Source organism: Glaciihabitans tibetensis (assembly GCF_003003265.1).
Lineage (GTDB): Bacteria > Actinomycetota > Actinomycetes > Actinomycetales > Microbacteriaceae > Glaciihabitans > Glaciihabitans tibetensis.
The window spans coordinates 337623-356557 of record NZ_PVTL01000001.1; the positions used below are offsets into that span (position 1 = coordinate 337623).

20 protein-coding genes are annotated in these 18935 nt (G+C 65.0%); 16 read left to right on the forward strand and 4 right to left on the reverse strand.

The window, feature by feature from the left end; genetic code table 11:
- Positions 1–105 precede the first annotated feature (105 nt).
- Together B0I08_RS18135 and holA are read left to right on the forward strand one after the other, a co-directional pair.
- Positions 106–918 (forward strand): ComEC/Rec2 family competence protein, encoded by an 813-nt coding sequence (locus B0I08_RS18135; protein ID WP_281260194.1) that lies wholly within the window; start codon positions 106–108, stop codon positions 916–918.
- Between the two features lie 25 nt (positions 919–943).
- A complete protein-coding gene (gene holA / locus B0I08_RS01665; protein ID WP_106209170.1) occupies positions 944–1963 on the forward strand; it encodes a DNA polymerase III subunit delta in 1020 nt (339 codons plus the stop codon).
- 170 nt (positions 1964–2133) lie between these two features.
- On the opposite strand, the gene rpsT is transcribed toward holA, so the two are convergent.
- Entirely contained in the window at positions 2134–2394 is a 261-nt protein-coding gene (rpsT, locus tag B0I08_RS01670) for a 30S ribosomal protein S20 (protein ID WP_106209172.1), read from the reverse strand.
- Between the two features lie 267 nt (positions 2395–2661).
- On the opposite strand from rpsT, the gene B0I08_RS01675 reads away from it, so the two are divergent.
- Entirely contained in the window at positions 2662–3813 is a 1152-nt protein-coding gene (locus B0I08_RS01675; protein WP_106209174.1) for a pyridoxal phosphate-dependent aminotransferase, read from the forward strand.
- Between the two features lie 33 nt (positions 3814–3846).
- Here B0I08_RS01675 and B0I08_RS01680 read toward each other — a convergent pair whose 3' ends face one another.
- Complete coding sequence (locus B0I08_RS01680; RefSeq protein ID WP_181243128.1) at positions 3847–4392, reverse strand: TetR/AcrR family transcriptional regulator; 546 nt, start codon at positions 4390–4392, stop codon at positions 3847–3849.
- Positions 4393–4565: 173 nt separating this feature from the next.
- On the opposite strand from B0I08_RS01680, the gene lepA reads away from it, so the two are divergent.
- The 3 genes from lepA to hemW are packed head-to-tail and all read left to right on the forward strand — an operon-like array spanning position 4566 to position 8337.
- Positions 4566–6419: a translation elongation factor 4 gene (gene lepA, locus B0I08_RS01685; protein WP_106209178.1), complete on the forward strand. Its 1854-nt coding sequence runs from the start codon at positions 4566–4568 to the stop codon at positions 6417–6419.
- Complete coding sequence (locus B0I08_RS01690; protein ID WP_106209180.1) at positions 6419–7078, forward strand: DUF1990 domain-containing protein; 660 nt, start codon at positions 6419–6421, stop codon at positions 7076–7078. Before lepA ends, B0I08_RS01690 begins: the two co-directional genes overlap by 1 nt.
- Before the next feature lie 11 nt (positions 7079–7089).
- On the forward strand, positions 7090–8337 hold the full coding sequence (gene hemW / locus B0I08_RS01695) for a radical SAM family heme chaperone HemW (RefSeq protein WP_106209182.1): 1248 nt from the start codon (positions 7090–7092) through the stop codon (positions 8335–8337).
- A gap of 109 nt (positions 8338–8446) precedes the next feature.
- Here the strand turns inward: hemW and B0I08_RS01700 are convergent, their stop codons facing one another.
- Together B0I08_RS01700 and B0I08_RS01705 are read right to left on the reverse strand one after the other, a co-directional pair.
- Complete coding sequence (locus B0I08_RS01700; protein ID WP_106209184.1) at positions 8447–8818, reverse strand: DUF4870 domain-containing protein; 372 nt, start codon at positions 8816–8818, stop codon at positions 8447–8449.
- Between the two features lie 107 nt (positions 8819–8925).
- Positions 8926–9327 carry a DUF4870 domain-containing protein gene (locus tag B0I08_RS01705; RefSeq protein ID WP_245884447.1) on the reverse strand — a complete coding sequence of 134 codons (402 nt, stop codon included), beginning with the start codon at positions 9325–9327 and terminating at the stop codon, positions 8926–8928.
- 185 nt (positions 9328–9512) lie between these two features.
- On the opposite strand from B0I08_RS01705, the gene hrcA reads away from it, so the two are divergent.
- The 10 genes from hrcA to B0I08_RS01755 all read left to right on the forward strand — a co-directional run bounded on the left by hrcA (position 9513) and on the right by B0I08_RS01755 (position 18887).
- The gene (gene hrcA, locus B0I08_RS01710) at positions 9513–10535 is read left to right on the forward strand and encodes a heat-inducible transcriptional repressor HrcA (RefSeq protein ID WP_106209188.1); all 1023 of its coding nucleotides are present in this window, start codon (positions 9513–9515) and stop codon (positions 10533–10535) included.
- Positions 10536–11642 (forward strand): molecular chaperone DnaJ, encoded by a 1107-nt coding sequence (gene dnaJ / locus B0I08_RS01715; RefSeq protein ID WP_106209190.1) that lies wholly within the window; start codon positions 10536–10538, stop codon positions 11640–11642.
- Between the two features lie 283 nt (positions 11643–11925).
- Complete coding sequence (locus tag B0I08_RS01720) at positions 11926–12654, forward strand: 16S rRNA (uracil(1498)-N(3))-methyltransferase (RefSeq protein ID WP_106209192.1); 729 nt, start codon at positions 11926–11928, stop codon at positions 12652–12654.
- 24 nt (positions 12655–12678) lie between these two features.
- Positions 12679–13032: an HIT domain-containing protein gene (locus B0I08_RS01725; protein WP_106209194.1), complete on the forward strand. Its 354-nt coding sequence runs from the start codon at positions 12679–12681 to the stop codon at positions 13030–13032.
- Between the two features lie 148 nt (positions 13033–13180).
- Complete coding sequence (locus B0I08_RS01730) at positions 13181–14212, forward strand: PhoH family protein (protein WP_245884486.1); 1032 nt, start codon at positions 13181–13183, stop codon at positions 14210–14212.
- Positions 14213–14674, forward strand: a complete 462-nt coding sequence (gene ybeY / locus B0I08_RS01735) for an rRNA maturation RNase YbeY (protein WP_106209198.1) — start codon at positions 14213–14215, stop codon at positions 14672–14674.
- Between the two features lie 6 nt (positions 14675–14680).
- On the forward strand, positions 14681–15979 hold the full coding sequence (locus B0I08_RS01740) for a hemolysin family protein (protein WP_106209200.1): 1299 nt from the start codon (positions 14681–14683) through the stop codon (positions 15977–15979).
- 43 nt (positions 15980–16022) lie between these two features.
- The gene (gene era, locus B0I08_RS01745) at positions 16023–16931 is read left to right on the forward strand and encodes a GTPase Era (protein ID WP_106209202.1); all 909 of its coding nucleotides are present in this window, start codon (positions 16023–16025) and stop codon (positions 16929–16931) included.
- Between the two features lie 109 nt (positions 16932–17040).
- Positions 17041–18222 (forward strand): sensor histidine kinase, encoded by a 1182-nt coding sequence (locus B0I08_RS01750; protein WP_106209204.1) that lies wholly within the window; start codon positions 17041–17043, stop codon positions 18220–18222.
- Positions 18219–18887: a response regulator gene (locus B0I08_RS01755; RefSeq protein ID WP_106209206.1), complete on the forward strand. Its 669-nt coding sequence runs from the start codon at positions 18219–18221 to the stop codon at positions 18885–18887. Before B0I08_RS01750 ends, B0I08_RS01755 begins: the two co-directional genes overlap by 4 nt.
- Positions 18888–18935 lie beyond the last annotated feature (48 nt).

Genomic DNA, 18935 nt, shown 5'->3' on the forward strand with positions numbered 1-18935 from the left:
CTTGTTGCCGTGATCGGGCCGCTCTCGCAGCGATGGCGCCGACGGTTGTTGATCCTGTGCGCGGTCGCGGTGACCTGTGTCCTGGTGGCCACCGGGGGAGCGCAGGTGGCGGGTCTGCTCACCCGGCCGGGCAACTGGCAGGTCGCCGCGTGCGACATCGGGCAGGGAGACGCAATGGTGGTGCGAAGCGGAGGACAGGTGGCGCTGATCGACACGGGCGCGGATCCGGGCCTGCTCACGGCCTGCCTCGAGACCCTCGCAATCGGTCGGATAGACCTGCTGATCCTGACCCACTACGACCTCGACCACGTCGGAGGAGCGGAGGCGGTGGTCGGCTTGGTCGATCGCGTGCTCGTCGGCCCACCCGGAGAACCCGACGACGAGCGGCTCGCGCAGCGCTTTGCCGACCACGGCGCTCTGGTCCACTCAGCCAGCCGGGGCGACAACGGGAGTTTCGGTGAGCTGAGTTACACCATCCTGTGGCCCCCTGCGCGGCTGGGCGACTTCGAGCCGGGCAACGACGCGAGCGTGGTCGCGCACTTCACCCCCGCGGCCGACTGCGCGGACGGATGCCTCAGCTCGGTGTTTCTCGGAGACCTCGGCGAAACCGCGCAAACCCGTCTGCTCGCCGTAAACCGGTCGCTCGGGCGAGTCGACCTGGTGAAGGTCAGCCATCATGGTTCGGCCGACCAGAGCAGCGCGCTCTACCAGCGCCTGGGCGCGACCGTCGGTCTCATCGGCGTTGGCGCCGGAAATGACTATGGTCATCCCACGCCCCAGTTGTTGGACATGCTGGCGGCGTCCGGTACCGCGGTCACGCGCACCGACCAGGACGGCCTCATTCTGGTTGCTCCCGCGGGCACCGACGGCGGACTCACGGTGTGGCGGGAAACAACGGGTGTCGGAGCGGACGATTAGGCTTGGCCCATCGAAAGGGGACACTGTGCCTGCGAAAACGGCGGCGAAAAAATCAGCGCCAGCGATTCCTCAACTGCCGTGGAAGGCCATTCGGCCGGCCCACATCATCCTCGTCTCGGGTCCTGAGCAGTTTCTCGCGGACCGCGCCCTGCGCCTGCTCCGGCAGACCCTTCGCTCCGAAGACCCGAGCCTCGAGGTGAGCGACATCGAGGCAGACGGCTACTTACCCGGGGAGCTGATCACGCTCGCCAGCCCTTCCCTGTTCGCCGAGCCGCGCCTGATCCGGGTCACCAACGTCGAAAAGTGCACGGACGCGTTCATCAGCGAAACCCTCTCCTACCTGGAGTACCCCGCGGACGACACCTACCTGGTGTTGCGCCATGCGGGCGGAGTTCGTGGCAAAAAACTCCTCGATGCCATCCGGGGCGGCCTCGGCGGCGGCATCGAGATTGTCTGTGCTGAGTTGAAGAAGGACAGCGACAAACTCGACTTCGCTTCCGCGGAGTTTTCGGACAAAAAGCGCCGCATCACCGCCAGCGCCCTCCGCGCGCTGGTCTCTGCCTTCTCCGACGACCTCGCCGAACTCGCCGCTGCCTGCCAGCAGCTACTGGCCGACTCGAGCGAAGAGATCACCGAGGTGACGGTCGAGAAGTACTACTCCGGGCGGGTAGAGACAAATTCATTCAAGGTGGCGGATGCCGCGATCGCCGGTCGTCGCGGAGAGGCGCTCGTGCTCCTGCGGCACGCCCTTTCCTCCGGCGCCGACCCGGTTCCCATGGTCGCCGCGTTCGCGGCGAAACTTCGCACCATGGCAAAGATCTCTGGTGCGCGTGGGGGATCCGGCCAGCTCGCCCAGCAGTTCGGTCTGGCGCCGTGGCAGGTCGAACGCGCGCAGAGAGATCTTCGGGGGTGGAACGACGAGGGTCTTGGCCGCACGATCGAGCTCATCGCGGAGACCGACGCGCAGGTCAAGGGCGCCGGTCGCGACCCAATCTTTGCGCTCGAGCGCATGATCGGGGTAGTGAGCGACCGCGGCGCCCGCTGACAGACGCCACCGGTGTCGCGGGCGGCCAGCGAGGGCGCAGAAGGCGGCCAGCGAGGGCGCAGCAAAGCGCCCACCGCTGCTTCAGCGATGGGCGCTTGTGTGATGCACGTCGTTCGCACGGCCTCGGCCGGGAACGCGGGCCCGACCCTGACGGGTCGAGCGGTGTGGAGTTAGAGGGAAGCGACCGCGCGAGCGATGGCCGACTTGCGGTTCGCTGCCTGGTTCTTGTGGATGACGCCCTTGCTTGCAGCCTTGTCCAGCTTCTTCGCGGCGACGAGCAGGGAGTTGACGGCCAGCTCCTTGTCACCGGTGGTGATCGCGGCGCGGGTCACGCGGATCGCGGTCTTCAGCTCGCTCTTGACCGCCTTGTTGCGCTCCTGAGACTTCTTGTTGGTGCCAATTCGCTTGATCTGCGACTTGATGTTTGCCACGTGAATAACCTTTTCGTTTGCGTAAATGATGGGAGGCAGCCGAGGATAAGAATCAGATACCAATTCTCGGCCGCGATCGCGTTTGCGTTCCTTCGGAACCCAGCGCGCAAGCCAACAGGAAACATTACCAGTTGGAGGGCCATTCCGACAATCGATCCGGATTTTCCGATGTCGCGCTGCGGAAACGATTCTGGTCGCCACTTCCGCCGCGGTCCGCGCACCACGCCGCAGTGTCTCGGATCGACAGCGCTCAGGTACCGTTGGGGCATGCCTTCTCTCGCGCCACACATTCCCCTGGTGCCGGGTTCGGGCATCCGCCGGATCTTCAATCTTGCCCAGCAGCTGGACGGGATTACGTCGCTCGCTATCGGCGAGCCAGACGTCGCCGTCGCACCGCACATTGCAGCGGCCGCGCGGCAGGCGTGGGATGAGGACGAGACCAACTACACGGACAACGGCGGACTGCCCGCGCTGCGCACCGCGATCGTCGAGAAGCTCGCCCGCGAGAATTCCCTCAGGGTGGATGTCGAGCGAGTCTGGGTCACCGTGGGCGCGACCCAGGGCCTCCACCAGGCGATGCACCTGCTGCTGGCAGCCGGCGACGAGGTCTTGATTCCGGATCCCGGCTACACCACCTTCACGATGACGGCGCGCATGCTGAACGCGGTTCCGGTGCCGTACGCGCTGCGGGTAGAGAACGGCTTCCTGCCAAAAATCGCTGACCTCGAGCTGCTCGTCACGGCGCGAACCCGCGTGCTGATCGTGAACTCACCGTCCAATCCACTCGGTACCGTCATTCCCAAGGCCAACCTGGTCGAGCTGCTCGAGTTCGCGCGCCGCCACGACCTGTGGATCATCAGCGACGAGGTCTACGAATACTTCACCTGGGCAGAGCCGCACGTCAGCATCGCGAGCCTCGACCGTGACGGCCGCGTGTTCTCCGCGTTTTCCCTGTCCAAGACCTACGCGATGACCGGAATTCGGGTTGGCTATCTGGTGACCCCTCCCGGAATGGCCGAGACAATGCGCACGGTGCAGGAGGCGGCTATCAGCTGCGTCGACACCCCTGCGCAGTACGCCGCGATCGCCGCAATCACGGGCGATCACAGTCACGTCGTCGCGGCGCGGGAGCACTACCGTCAGAACATTGACCTCGCGACGGCAATCCTCGATGCCCGCGGCATCCGCTATCTGCAGCCGAATGGCGCGTTTTATCTCTGGATCGATGTCAGCCACGCGTCCGGGGGCGACGTCGCGTCCTGGGCCGAGACATTCCTCGTCTATAGCCGGGTTGCTGTGGCGCCCGGAAGTGCGTTCGGCAGGTCCGGCGAGGGCTGGATCCGGATCTGTCTCGCGGCCTCGCCCGAAGACATCACGACCGGGCTCAGCCGACTTCCGGCGCCAGCGGTCACCCAGTAGCCGACCGGTAGTAGTCGGCAGGAGGCCGAGCGATCAGACGAGAGCGGGCTCCAGATTGAGCAGGTCCACGCCGCGCGCCACGAGGGTGTCGAGCAGTTCGTCTGACGCGCTTGCCCGCATGACGAATTCGGCGAAGTAGATCGGGCCCACCACGGCCTCGAACTGCTCCGTTGATATGGGCGCAACGCGTTCGCGGAACTGGGCGATGCGCGCATCCACGGTCTCACCGAGCGAGTCCGCGGCGTTGTGGTCTTGCGGCGCCTGGCCCACGAGCGAGGCGAGCGCGACCGCGGTGACGGGATCGGCAAGGCTATCCCGCACGGTATACAGAAAACCCGACAGCCTCTCGCGGGGAGTCAGATCGGACTGGTCGGGAAGGACAACCGCATCGAGCGTTGTCACCGATGCACTGATGACCCGTTCGATCGTGCCCCAGTGCGTGTAGAGCGTGCGCCGCGAGACCTGCGCCTCCTTGGCCAGAATCGTGAAGTTCAGGGGTTCCCCGGAGCGCTCGACAAGGAGCCGTCTCGCCGTCGTAAGGACGTGGAGCTGGGTTCGGAGAACTCGAGGATCAGGCACATCGCGATTATAGACACGCCGTATGTTTTGATTCATCGGCTTGACAAAGGCCGCTGGTTGCCTCGTTCCTGGGGTCGCGCGCGGTCACAAGTTGGCCGACCTTCAACAGGCGTGCGCGCTCACTTCAGTGGATGTGTGCGGCTCCCGCGCGCCGCCGTGGGACAATTGCACAAATGTCTCCCCGCGCACTCCAGGCCCTCGCGCCTGCCTCGACAGACCCCGCGTTCATCCGCAACTTCTGCATCATCGCCCACATCGACCATGGCAAGTCGACTCTGGCCGACCGGATGCTGCAGATCACGGGGGCCGTCAGCGACCGCGATATGCGGGCGCAATACCTCGACCGGATGGACATCGAGCGTGAGCGCGGCATCACGATCAAGAGCCAGGCCGTGCGCATGCCGTGGGAGCTCGACGGCCAGACCTACGCACTGAACATGATCGACACACCCGGTCACGTCGACTTCACCTACGAGGTGTCGCGTTCGCTCGCCGCGTGTGAGGGCGCAATTCTTTTGGTGGATGCTGCGCAGGGTATCGAAGCCCAGACGCTCGCCAACCTGTACCTGGCGCTCGAGAACGACCTCACGATCATTCCGGTGCTCAACAAGATCGACCTCCCGGCTGCCGACCCGGAGAAGTACATCAAGGAGATCGTCGGACTCATCGGCTGCAAGCCGGAGGACATCCTGCTGGTCTCCGGCAAGACCGGTGTCGGTGTCCCCGAGCTGCTCGACCGTGCCACCCAGCTGATTCCCGCGCCGGTCGGTGACGCAGATGCTCCCGCGCGCGCCATGATCTTCGACTCCGTCTATGACGCCTACCGCGGCGTAATTACCTACGTTCGCATGATCGACGGGTCGCTGAAGCCCCGCGAGAAGATCATGATGATGAGCACCAAGAGTGCTCACGAGGTGCTCGAGATCGGTGTCAGCTCGCCCGAGCCGTCCCCGTCCAAGGGGCTCGGTGTTGGCGAGGTGGGATACCTGATCACCGGCGTGAAGGACGTGCGCCTGAGCAAGGTCGGCGACACGGTCACCAGCTTTGCGAAGCCGGCCACCGTTGCGCTCAAGGGCTACTCCGAGCCGATGCCCATGGTGTTCTCCGGTGTCTACCCGATCGATGGGTCGGATTACCCGGTTCTGCGCGAGGCGCTCGACAAGCTGAAGCTCAGCGACGCTGCACTGGTCTACGAGCCCGAGACGTCCGTTGCCCTCGGCTTTGGATTCCGCTGTGGGTTCCTTGGACTGCTGCACCTCGAGATTGTCACCGAGCGCCTCGAGCGTGAGTTCGGTCTCGACCTGATCGCCACCGCACCCTCGGTGATCTACGAAGTCACGACCGATGACAAGCGCACCACCACCGTCACCAACCCGAGCGAGTTCCCCGGCGGCAAGATCGCCAGCGTCAGTGAGCCGATTGTCAGCGCATCCATCCTCACTCCCAAGGACTTTGTCGGCACCGTGATGGAGCTCTGCCAGGGTCGTCGCGGCACCATGCTCGGTATGGAGTACGTCGGTGAAGACCGGGTCGACCTCAAATACACGATGCCCCTCGGCGAGATCGTGTTCGACTTCTTCGACCAGCTGAAGAGCCGCACTGCCGGATACGCCTCCCTCGACTACGAGCCGTCCGGCGACCAGGTCGCCGACCTGGTCAAGGTCGACATTCTCCTGCAGGGGGAGGCCGTGGACGCGTTCAGCGCCATCGTCCACCGCGACAAGGCCTACGCCTACGGTGTTCTGATGACCGAGCGACTGAAGAAGCTCATCCCGCGCCAGCAGTTCGAAGTTCCTATCCAGGCGGCCATTGGCGCCCGGATCATCGCACGAGAGAGCATCAGTGCCATGCGCAAGGACGTGCTCGCGAAGTGCTACGGCGGTGACATCACCCGCAAGCGCAAGCTCCTCGAAAAGCAGAAAGAGGGCAAAAAGCGCATGAAGATGGTCGGTCGCGTCGAGGTCCCGCAGGAGGCGTTCATCGCCGCGCTCTCGGGCGACACCGAAGCGAAAAAGGAAAAGAAATAGTGGCCGACCTTCCCCTCTGGGAACGCCCGGTCAGCTACGGCGCCGTGGGTGCAACCCTCGCCGCCGACCTGATGCATTACCCGCCTCGGGGGTTCCGGCCCGCGGCAAGCCGGGTTCGCCTCGGTTTCGGCGACGCCCGCTGGGCCTATGCCTGCACAGCGACTCTGAGTTGGGCCATCCAGCGCGGGAGCGGATTCGCGGTGGAGTTGGCGGAGTCCCCGACCGATGTCACCGACCGCAGCTACTCACCCGTGGGGTTCGATGCGGACGGCACGCCGGTGGATGCGGCGAGCATTGACGGCGGTGGAGACATCCACCTCGCCTCGGATGGAACGGTTCTGCTGAAGGCAGGCGACACGGCCAACCTCGTCTCGAAGCTCGGGCCCCTCACCATCAACGCCCCGGTGCGCGTCGTCTACGTCATCGACGAGCCCACCCGAAAGGGATTTGCCTACGGCACCCTGAGCGGCCATCCCGTCAGTGGCGAAGAAAGCTGGATCGTCGAGCGCGAGGACGACGGCTCGGTCTGGTTGACCATCCGCGCGTTTTCCCGGCCTGCCCGCTGGTACTGGTGGATTGCCTACCCGGCGGTGCGCGTGATGCAGCGGATCTCCACGCGGCGGTACCAGCGAGCCCTCACGGGCCCCATCCCCGAGTAGGTCCGACCGCCGTGCCCAGCGCTCTTCCGCTCGCCGACCCTGCACCGCTCGACGGACTCCTCCCGGCGTCCGCCGCCGAGGGCGCTTCGTCCCGCAACTTCGGCGTGTACCTGCACGTGCCCTACTGCCGCGTGCGGTGCGGGTATTGCGACTTCAACACCTACACGGCCGACGAGCTGCGCGGTGCCAAGCGCAGCGACTACGCCGGACAGGCGATCGAAGAGGTGCACCAGGCGCGCGCGGTGCTCGACGCGTCCGGACTACCCGACCGCGCCGTGTCCACCGTGTTCTTCGGCGGCGGCACCCCGACCCTGCTGCCGGTGACCGATCTGGCCGAGATGCTGCACGCCGTGGTCGGCACGTGGGGCCTGGTGCCCGGCGCTGAGGTCACGACAGAAGCGAACCCCGATTCGGTGGACCTCGACTACCTTCTCGCCCTCCGAGCCGCAGGCTTCACGCGCGTGTCCTTCGGGATGCAGTCTGCGGTGCCCCACGTGCTGGCGACGCTCGAGCGAACCCACGATCCGGCCCGGATTCCGCTCGTGGTGGAGTGGGCGAGGCAGGCGGGGCTGCAGGTCAGCCTCGACCTCATCTACGGCACCCCGGGTGAGACCCTGGCCGACTGGCGGGTGTCGGTGGAGCACGCTCTTGCGCAGCGCCCTGACCACATCTCGGCGTACGCCCTGATCGTCGAAGACGGAACCAAACTCGCCAGGCAGATTCGGCGCGGAGAGGTCGAGACGCCAGACGACGACACCCAGGCCGACATGTACGAGCTCGCCGACCGGCTTCTCGCTGCCGCCGGGTATTCCTGGTACGAGGTCAGCAACTGGGCACGCGTGGATGAAACGGATGCCGGGGGCCAGCGCCATCGGTCGCGGCACAACCTCGCGTACTGGCAGGGACATGACTGGTGGGGCGTCGGCCCCGGGGCGCACAGCCACGTCGGTGGTGTGCGGTGGTGGAACGTCAAACACCCCGCCGCGTACGCGGAACGAATCGCTGCCGGTCACTCTCCGGCAATCGGGCGGGAGACCCTGGACGACGAAACCCGCCGGGTCGAGCGTGTCTTGTTGCTCGTCCGGATCCGCGAGGGCATACCGACCAGCGAACTCACCCCCGCGGGGCGCCTCGCGGTTGCCGGGCTCATCGCGGACGAGCTGATCGTCCCGGCCGACGCGCTCCGCCGACGGGTGACCCTCACCCTGCGGGGGCGTCTGCTCGCCGACGCGGTCGTTCGTCGGCTCCTCGAGGCGTAGCTAAGCCGCTCGGCCCGTCGTTGTACGGCACGGCCGAGCACCGCGTGGGCTCCGAAGCGTCAGATGGCAGGTGACTGCGCCCGTGGCATCCGCCTGCCCATAAATGCCGCTATTTGATGAACTCGATGGTCAGAGGGTACTTGTAGGTCTGACCATTGTTTGCGGCGACGGCGGCGATGATGCTGAACACGAGTTCCACCACAACGACGGCGAGCAAAATGAATACACCGATCAGGATCACGCTCGTGACGATGCCGATCACGTAGGCGATCAGCATGGTGAGCTGGAAGTTGAGCGCGGCCGTGGTGTGCTGCCGCACGAACGGACCGCGGTCTTTCAGCAGCAGGTATCCGACAAGTGCGGGGATGAAGGAGAAGAAGATTCCCAGGATGTGCACGAGGGTAGCCCACAGCTTCTCGTCGCTCGGGCTGAGCTGCGCGGCGGACTGGTAGGGGTTCTGCGGGGGAGGTGTCTGTGACATGGGTCCATTAAAGCAACTGCCCCGCGATGTCTGGACCCCTTTTTCGATAAATCTTCGGGCAATGTTGTCCACGACGCGGGTCACGCGCGCAGTGGGGCAGTGGGATGCTACGAGATGAGGCGCAGGGCGACGGGGTAGCGATAGGCCCCACCCGCGTTGACGCGAATGCCGCCGAGAATCGAGAACACGGCGTTGACGATGTACAGCAGGTAGGGGAGGTAGCCGAGCAACTGAGCGAGCGGGAAGGCGCCGACCAGGACAAGCAGCGTGCCGATGACCGATATCGCGAGCGTGAGGGCGACAATCGCGATGCTGTAGGTGATCTGCCAGTTGAGCGCTTCTTTCGACTCCTGGCGGGTGAGCTGGCCCCGGTCTTTGTACACCAGGAAGATAATCAGCGCCGGCAGGAACCAGAGGACGCCACCGAAGTGAGCGAAGGACGCCCACTGCTTGTCTTCCGCAGGCGTCAGAGGCGCCGCGGGCTGCACCGGGGGAGCAGGGTTGGACACGCAGTACCGCCTTTCGATCGGAACACGAGGCCACGGTAGCCTGTCGCAATCCCGACGCGCAACGTTCTGGATTCTGGTTCGAGGGCCGCAGACCGCGCGATTTTCGATGCGGCGTCCCGGGTGAATTTGCGCGGTAGAATTGGCAGTCATAAACGGCGAGTGCTAAGTCAGGGGAGGCGGTTCGTATGGTTTCGGAACGCGGTCTCGAGGTTCTGCGCGTGATCGTGCAGGACTATGTCGCCTCGCGCGAGCCGGTCGGTTCGAAGTCGATCGTCGAGCGCCACTCATTTGGTGTCTCTGCTGCGACCATTCGCAACGACATGGCGCTGCTCGAAGAGGAACAGCTCATCGTCGCCCCGCACACCTCGTCCGGCCGTGTCCCCACGGACAAGGGGTACCGGGTTTTCGTCGACCAGCTCGCCGACCTGCGCCCGCTGACGTCCGCGCAGCGCCACGCGATCGAGGCGTTTATGGGCCAGTCTGTGGACTTAGACGACGTGCTCGGGCGCACCGTGCGATTGCTATCGCAACTGACGCATCAGGTGGCGCTCGTGCAGTACCCCTCCCTGTCCCGTTCCCGCGTTCGCCACATCGAGCTCGTCCCACTCAGCCAAACCCGCGTGATGACGGTGTTTATCACCGACAGCGGTCGGGTCGAGCAGCGAATCCTCGACATCGCAGTGCCCCTCGAGGACCACTTCCTCAGCGAGCTGCGGTCGCGATTGAACTCGACGCTCGGTGGCCTGGGGCTGGCTGAAGCTGCCACGATGCTCGTGGCGCTCCCCGAGACGTTTCCGCCCGCGCAGCAGGCGATGGTGCGGCAGATCGTCGCCAGCCTGGTGGAGCAGGTTGCGGCGAACCGCCAGGACAAATTGGTCATGGCTGGAACCGCTAACCTCGTGCGCACGGAGGACGATTTCTCCGGCAGTATCTTTCCTGTGCTCGAAGCAATCGAGGAACAGGTTACGCTGCTGAGGCTGTTTGGTGAGATGGCGGTAGACCAACACGGTGTCTCCGTCAGCATCGGACGAGAGAACGCAGAATTTGGACTGGGGGAGACCTCGGTTCTGACGAGCGGTTACGCGGCATCCGGTGGAAGCCTCGCGCGACTTGGCGTATTGGGACCAATACGCATGGACTATTCGAACAACATGGCCGCGGTGCGAGCAGTAGCTCGCTACCTGACGCGGCTGCTCGGTGAGGAATAAGTGGCAGACCATTACGAAGTACTCGGTGTCGCACGCGACGCGTCCGCGGACCAGATCAAGAAGGCTTATCGCCGTCTTGCGCGGGAGCTGCACCCCGATGTGAACCCGAACCCGGAAGCATCTGACCAGTTCAAGCTGGTCACCCACGCCTACGACGTGCTGAGCGATCCCCAGCAGCGCCAGCAGTACGACATCGGACCCCAGCCGGGCTTCGGTGGCGCGGGCGGAGCCGGCTTCGGCGGCTTCGGCGACATCTTCGAGACCTTCTTCGGCGGTGGCCAGCAGAGCCGTGGCCCCCGCTCGCGCCGCGAACGCGGCCAGGACGCACTCGTGCGGGTGGAGATGGACCTGGACGAGGTCGTGTTCGGGGCGACCCGCGACATCGAGGTGAACACCGCGGTTCTGTGCGAGACCTGCGACGGAAGCTGCTGTGCCCCCGGTACCTCACCCGCTACCTGTGACATCTGTCACGGAAGCGGTCAGATCCAGCGCGCCGTGCGCAGCCTGCTGGGCAACGTCATGACGTCGAGCCCGTGCGGTACGTGCCGCGGTTACGGAACGGTCATCCCGCACCCGTGCCCGACCTGCCAGGGCCAGGGGCGCGTTCGCGCTGCCCGCACCCTTTCTGTCGACATTCCGGCCGGTGTCGACACCGGTCTGCGTCTGCAGATGCCGTCGCAGGGCGAAGTTGGCCCCGCGGGCGGACCGCAGGGCGATCTCTACCTCGAAATCAAGGTGCGGCACCATGACACGTTCAGCCGCAACGGCGACGATCTCCTTGCCACGCTCGAGGTGCAGATGACCGACGCGATCCTGGGCGCCACGTCGGTGCTCAAGACCCTGGACGGCGACATCACCATTGAGGTCAAGCCGGGCACGCAGAGCGCCGAGGTGATCACCATTAAGGACCGTGGCATCACCCACCTGCGCGGCAGCGGTCGGGGCGACCTGAAGATCGGCATCCAGGTGGTGACGCCGACGAAGCTGAACCACAAGGAACAGAACCTGATCAAGGAACTCTCGAAGTCGCAGAAGAACGTGCCTCCGCACCTCGCGCAGTTCCAGCAGGGCCTGTTCTCGAAGCTGCGCGATCGCTTCCACGCGTAGCCAGCACGCGTAGGTAGCTGTCGCTCGGCACCCGCACCGGCACCGGCACCCGCACCGCACCGGCACCGGCACCGGCACCGGCGCGGGTGCGCGACGTGAGCGTTGTGCCTCCACCCTTCGGAAATTCAGGAACTCGCGCACGCGGGAGACACTGGTAGCCAGCGCTGCCGGGGTTCGCGCGAGCAGACGCTGCGCGAGTTCCTGAGTTTTCGAAAGGGTGGCGTCGCCGACGGCATCTACGGCAGCATCCGCAAGCATCGTGCCCAACCCGAGGAGGATCCACGTGGCGCATTTCTACCTGAATGAAGACCTGACGGATCTCTCCGTCGGTGCGACCGCGCAACTGACCGGTGGAGAGGCGCGCCACGCGGTGACCGTCAGCCGGCTGCAGCTCGGCGAGCGGGTGGAGATCGGCAACGGCGCTGGGCTCCGCGTTGTCGGACCCATTACCCGCGCGGAGCCCGCTCGTCTCGAAATCGAGATCGAGGAGTTGAGGGTCGATTCCCCGCCCACACCGGCTATTTGGCTCGCGCAAGCGCTGGCTAAGGGAGACCGCGATGAGCTTGCGGTTCAGGCCGCGACCGAGCTCGGAGTCGACGGCGTCATTCCGTGGTCAGCCCAGCGCAGCATCTCGCGGTGGGAGGGTGCGAAGGTGGCGAAGGGTCACACCCGCTGGGAGGCTGTTGTTCGCGAGGCCACAAAGCAGTCGATCCGGTCCTTTGTTCCCGAGGTCGGCGAACTTGTCAGTTCCAAGCAGCTCGGGGCGCTTGCTGCAACCACCCGGATGCTGGTTCTGGATCCCACGGGCGACACCGCGCTGACCGAACTCGAGCTGGACGGTCGGGACGTGGTTCTCGTAGTGGGTCCGGAGGGAGGAATCGCGCCGGCGGAGCTCGCCCTGCTCGGCTCGGCCGGAGCAACAGTTGTGCGCCTCGGTGACACCGTGCTGCGCACTTCGACCGCGGGTCCGGCTGCGATCGCTGTGCTCAACGCGAAACTCGGCCGCTGGTAGCGGACGATGGCTTAAGCTGGAAATATGCCTGAGTCCGAACCGTCGATCTTCACTCGAATTATCGCGCGTGAAATTCCCGCGGACATCGTCTTCGAAAACGAGACGCTCATCGCCTTCCGCGACATCAACCCGCAGGCCGCGGTGCACCTGCTCGTAGTGCCCAAAACCGGCGCGTATCCGAGCGTTGTGGAGTTGGCCGCAGCAGAACCGCAACTGCTCGCGGAGATCGTCGCGGTTGCTCGTGATCTCGCCACAGAACATTCGAACGGTGAGTTCCGTCTCGTGTTCAATACCGGAGCGACCGCCGGCCAGACCGTTCTTCACGCGCACGCCCATGTTCTCAGCGGCGCCCTCCCGGAAGGCACACTTGCCCAGTAGCAACAGGCCGGAAAAGTTCGATCCAGCCCAGTCGGCGCCGTCGGAGGCGGCTCCCGCGGCGCAGACAGAGCCCTCGGCAGACGCCGCTCGGCCGCGGCGGGTTGCTTCCGAGGACGACCATGTTGTCATCCTCGTGGATGGCGTCGCGATGGTGCGATTGCTTGGTCCCCAGGACCGGCTACTTAAGACGATTGAACGACAGCATCCGCGGGTCTCCGTGCTGGTGCGCGGAAACGAGATCTCCCTCGGGGGAGCCAGCGACGATGTGCAGGCAGCGCAGCGACTCGTTGAGGAGCTAGTACAAATGGTGCGAAACGGAGCAGATTTGGACACCACCGACGTCACGTCATCGGCCTCGATCCTGGACTCGCGGGCGGGCAGCCCATCTGACCTGCTTGGCCAGCCGATCCTGACAAGCCGCGGCAAAAGCCTGCGGCCGAAGACGCTCGGGCAGAAGGAGTACGTCGACGCCATCGACACCCACACCATCGTGGGGATTGGTCCCGCGGGTACCGGCAAGACGTATTTGGCGATGGCGAAGGCAGTGCAGGCCCTGCAGCGCAAAGAGGTCGAGCGCATCATCCTGACCCGTCCCGCGGTCGAGGCCGGCGAGCGACTCGGCTTCCTCCCGGGCACCCTCACCGACAAGATCGATCCGTACCTTCGCCCGTTGTACGACGCGCTCAACGAGATGATGGACCCGGAGATGGTGCCGAAGCTTCTCGCGGCGGGCACCGTCGAGGTGGCGCCCCTTGCGTACATGCGCGGCCGCACCCTCAACAACGCGTTCATCGTGCTCGATGAGGCCCAGAACACGAGTCCGGAACAGATGAAGATGTTCCTGACCCGCCTCGGATTCGGTTCCAAGATGGTGATTACGGGCGATGTGACCCAGGTCGACCTGCCGACGGGCGCCAGCGGACTCCAGCTCGTCACCCGGGTCCTCGACCAGATCGACGACATCCACTTCTCCCGACTGACGAGCGCCGACGTGGTGCGCCACACGCTGGTCGGCCAGATCGTCGACGCGTATACCCGGTTCGATGCCGAGCGACAGGTTGCGCGCTTCGAGCACCAGAGCCCCACGGGCGCTGAGCCCGTGAATCGCGCGGATCGCCGCGGAAACAATCCTGCGGACCACCAGCGTTCGACAAGACCAGACAAAAGGTGGGGTCGCTAAGTGTCGATCGAGATCAACAACGAATCCGGCGTTCCGGTAGACGAGCTCGCGATCCAGCGCCTCGTGACGTACAACCTCGACCAGCTTCATGTGCACCCCGACGCCGAGCTGGCGATCGTGTTGGTCGATGAGGCCGCGATGGAGCAACTTCACGTGCAGTGGATGGATGAGCCCGGCCCCACGGACGTGCTCAGCTTCCCTATGGACGAGCTGCGGCCCGGCACCGAAGACGCACCGACCCCCGCAGGTCTCCTCGGCGATATCGTTTTGTGCCCTCAGGTCGCGATCGGTCAGGCGGAGACCGCCGGCCACAGCATCATCGAAGAGCTCTTCCTCCTGACGACGCACGGCCTCCTGCACCTGCTCGGTTTCGATCACGCTGAGCCCGAGGACGAGAAAGAAATGTTTGGCCTTCAGCGCGACCTCCTCGTGGGGTTCGCGATGTCCGAACGACGCAGGTAACCGGCCATGGTCGCGACCTTCGTCGTAGTTGCCGCGGTCCTCGTTGTATTCGGCGGGCTGCTCGCCGCCTCGGATGCGGCACTTCAGGTGCTCAGCCGCACCGACCTCGTCGACCTCGCCGCGCACAGCCGCCGGCGTCGGTCGATCCTCGCCATCTCGGACGATTTCGGCGCCCACATCAATGCGCTGAACTTCATGCGCGTGGTCTCCGAGACGACCGCGGCGGTGCTGGTCTCGCTCGCATTCGCCTACTCGTTCGACGACTGGTGGTGGGCGTTCCTGTTCAGCGCCCTCATCATGACGGCGGTGTCGTTCGTATTGGTGGGCTCGAGTCCGCGCAGCGTCGGACGTGCCCATTCGCGCGCCATCATCAGATTCAGCGCGGGCACGATCCGCGCGGTACGCCTGTTCCTTGGCCCCCTCGCCAATGCTCTCGTCGCCATCGGAAACCGCGTCACTCCGGGACGGCCCAAGGGGGCAACCTTCTCTAGCGAGGAACAGTTGCTCAGCATGGTGGATGAAGCGACCGAACTAGACGTGCTCGAGGAGTACGACCGCGAGCTCATCCACTCGATCTTCGAATTCAACGAGACCGTGGTGCGCGAGGTCATGGTTCCGCGCACGGACATGGTCACGATCGACGGGGACGACTCAATTGGCACCGCCATGGGCCTGCTGCTCAGCCGCGGAATCTCCCGGATGCCGGTTCTCGGCGAGGACATCGATGAGGTCGTCGGCGTGCTGTATCTCCGTGATGTCGCGCGCCTCGCCTATGAGCAGTCGGATGGCAGTGAGACGGTGACGGCCGCGGAACTCGCCCGCCCTGCGTTGTTCGTTCCAGAATCCAAGAAGGCGGATGACACGTTGCGACAGATGCAGCTGGAATCCAACCACCTCGCCATGGTGGTCGACGAATACGGTGGCATCGCCGGGCTGGTCACTCTCGAGGATCTGATCGAGGAACTGGTCGGCGACATTTCCGACGAGTACGACCGCGAGGTCGCTGACTTCGAGGAGATCGAGGCGGGACGGTTCAGGGTCAGCGCGCGGATGCCCGTCGACGAACTGGGCGACCTGTTCGGGCTCGAACTCGAGGACGACGAGGTCGATTCGGTGGGCGGTCTGCTGAGCAAGGCGCTCGGTCGACTCCCGGTCGCTGGGTCGGTCGCGACCACGTCCGGCCTTGTGCTCACGGCCGAGCGCACGGAGGGCCGCCGCAAACGCGTGAGCACGGTGCTGGTCGAACGCGACCAAGCACTCGTCGAGGCGCAGGACGCCTTCCTGGGCGATTCCGACGCCGGATAACCGGCCACCCCATCTTTCCCCCACAGAACCTAGGACTTCACTTATGACGAGCCAAGAATCAGCTCACCCCTTCCGCGCCGGCTTCGTCAGTTTTGTCGGTCGCCCAAACGTCGGTAAATCCACGCTCACCAACGCGCTGGTCGGTGAGAAGGTTGCGATCACTTCATCGAAGCCGCAGACCACGCGCCGAGCCATCCGCGGCATTGTCCATCGCCCGCAGGGGCAGCTCATCATCGTCGACACCCCGGGCATGCACCGCCCGCGCACGCTGCTCGGGGAACGACTGAACAGCATCGTGCAGGACACCCTGAGCGACGTGGATGTCATCGGGTTCTGTGTTCCGGCGAACGAAAAGATCGGGCCAGGCGACAAGTACATCAGCGAGCAGCTCGACAGCTTTCCGCGTGCGAAGAAGGTTGCGATCGTGACAAAAATCGACGCAGCGAGCCGCCCCGCCGTGGCAGAACAGTTGCAGGCGGTGAGCGCTCTGCGCGAGTGGGACGCGATCATCCCGGTGTCTTCCACCGGCCAAATCCAGTTAGACATCATCACGGACGAACTGATCAAACTCATGCCGTTGTCGGAAGCGCTGTACCCCTCGGACGCGACGACTGACGAGGCGATGGAATCCCGGGTTGGCGAGCTCATTCGCGAAGCCGTGCTCGAAGGCGTTGAGGACGAGTTGCCCCACTCCATCGCGGTCACGATCGACGACATGATCGAGCGTGAAGACAAGGATCTGCTCGAAATCTACGCGAACCTCTTCGTCGAGCGTGACAGCCAAAAGGGGATCATTATCGGGCATAAGGGCGAGCGGTTGCAGGATGTCGGCGCGCGAGCCAGAGTGCAGATCGAGAAACTCGTGGGCAAGCAGGTCTTCTTGTCGATCAGGGTCAAGGTGGCGAAGGATTGGCAGCGCGACCCGAAGCAGCTGGGGCGACTCGGCTTCTAACGTCGACCTGCCCGGGCGTCTGGTCGAGGTTTCCGGGCACCGTACATCGCTGGGATGATCTTGCGCGGAGTGGACCGGCGGGTCAGGTTTGTGCCCGTACCGTGGAGACATGTTCCGATCATTGCGCCCGTACCAGGTGGCGGTCGACTGCCTGGTTGCCGCGGTTTTCTTCCTTGTCGCGGCCGTCACTGGTGACGGCTCAGGAGGCTACACCGCTCTGACGGTCGTCCTCACCTCGGCGCTGCTCCTGCGGAGACTGGCTCCCGGCCTCGCGCTCGCGCTGTCGTGGGTCGCGGCTGTCGCTCAGATGTACGCGATTGAGCTCGCACCGGTGGTTGCCGACTTCGCCATCCTGGCGGTGGTCTACTCCACGTCTGCTTACGGTGGACGGGTTGTCAAGTGGCTCGGCCTCGCCTCAGTTGGTCTTGGCGCGCTGCTCGGCAGCGTGTTCCTCACGTTCACCTCCATGTTCCTCTTCGGACCGAGCGCTACCGACAGCCTGGCCACCATCGTTCTCCAGTTCTTTTTCCAGCTGGTTGCGATGCTGGTCCTCCTCGGGCTGCCGTGGACGGTAGGACTGCTCGTTCGCACCCGGATAGCCGCGCGCGAGAGCAGAGAGGCCGAGCGCGCCGCCCTTGCCGAGGCCGAGCTGGCCGAACGGGAAGTCATTGTTGAGCAGGAGCGCAACCGGATTGCGCGCGACATGCACGACGTCGTCGCGCATTCCCTTGCCGTGGTCATCGCGCAATCGGACGGCGCGCGGTATGCCCGGGCTCAGGACCCCGCAGCCGTCGATGGTGCGCTGACCGCAATCTCAACCACCGCTCGCGAGGCGTTGGCGGATGTGCGCCTGCTTCTCAGTCAGCTCCGTCACAGCCAGAGCGCCGGACCCCAGCCCGCCCTCGCAGACCTGGAACGGCTGCTCGAGCAGATGCGCGGGTCGGGCCTCACCATCGTCGACGAGGTGAGAGGGCAGAGTACGACACTCGGCACCGGACACCAGCTGGCGGTGTACCGCATCGTGCAGGAAGCGCTCACCAACGTCCTCCGCCATGGCGATGTGACGCAGCCCGCCCGAATGCTCTTTACCTGGTCGGAAAATTACCTGGAGGTTTCCATCACAAGCACCCTGCTGTCATCCCCCCATACGGGAGAGTTGCGCATCGGACACGGCCTGGCGGGAATGCGCGAGCGCGCTGCACTCGTCGGCGGTTCCCTGACAGCTGAACCCCGGAACCGGGAATTCGTCGTGACGGCCCTCATTCCCGCGGCACGGGCGATACGCGCATGAGCGACAGGATCCGGGTCGCGCTCGTCGATGACCAGGCGCTGTTTCGCGCGGGCATTCGCATGCTTATTTCGTCGCAGCCCGACTTTCTCTTCGTGGGGGAGGCGGGTAACGGCGCGGAAGGAATAACGATGGCGGCGGAGGCCCTGCCGGACGTGATCCTCATGGACATCCGCATGCCGGTGATGGACGGGATCGACTCGACCCGCGAGATCCTCGCCGCGGCTGCCGCTCGCGGGCAAGCCCAGCCTCGCATCATCGTCCTCACCACCTTTGACCTCGACGAGGCGGCCACGCGCGCGATCCGCGGCGGCGCGAGCGGGTTCCTCCTGAAAGACACCGACCCCGAGTTCCTTCTCGCTTCGATCCGTACGGTCCACGCGGGGACGGCCGTCATCGCCGCCGCTGCGACGCGCGAGTTGTTCAGACACTTCGACTCCCAGGCGCCCGGTCCGACGGCGCCCGAATCGTTTAGTTCACTCACGGCCCGCGAGCACGATATTTTCCTCCTCGCGGCGCGGGGGCTGAGCAACTCAGAGATCGCTGCGGGGGAGTTCCTCAGCGAGGCAACGGTCAAGACGCACATCAGTCGGATACTAGGGAAGCTCGGGCTGCGCGACCGCGTGCAGCTGGTCGTGTTCGCTTTCGAACACCGCATCGTGGACTGACGATCGCGGCAGCACAGGGGGGCGAAAGCCGTCGCCTCGTGCGGTGAG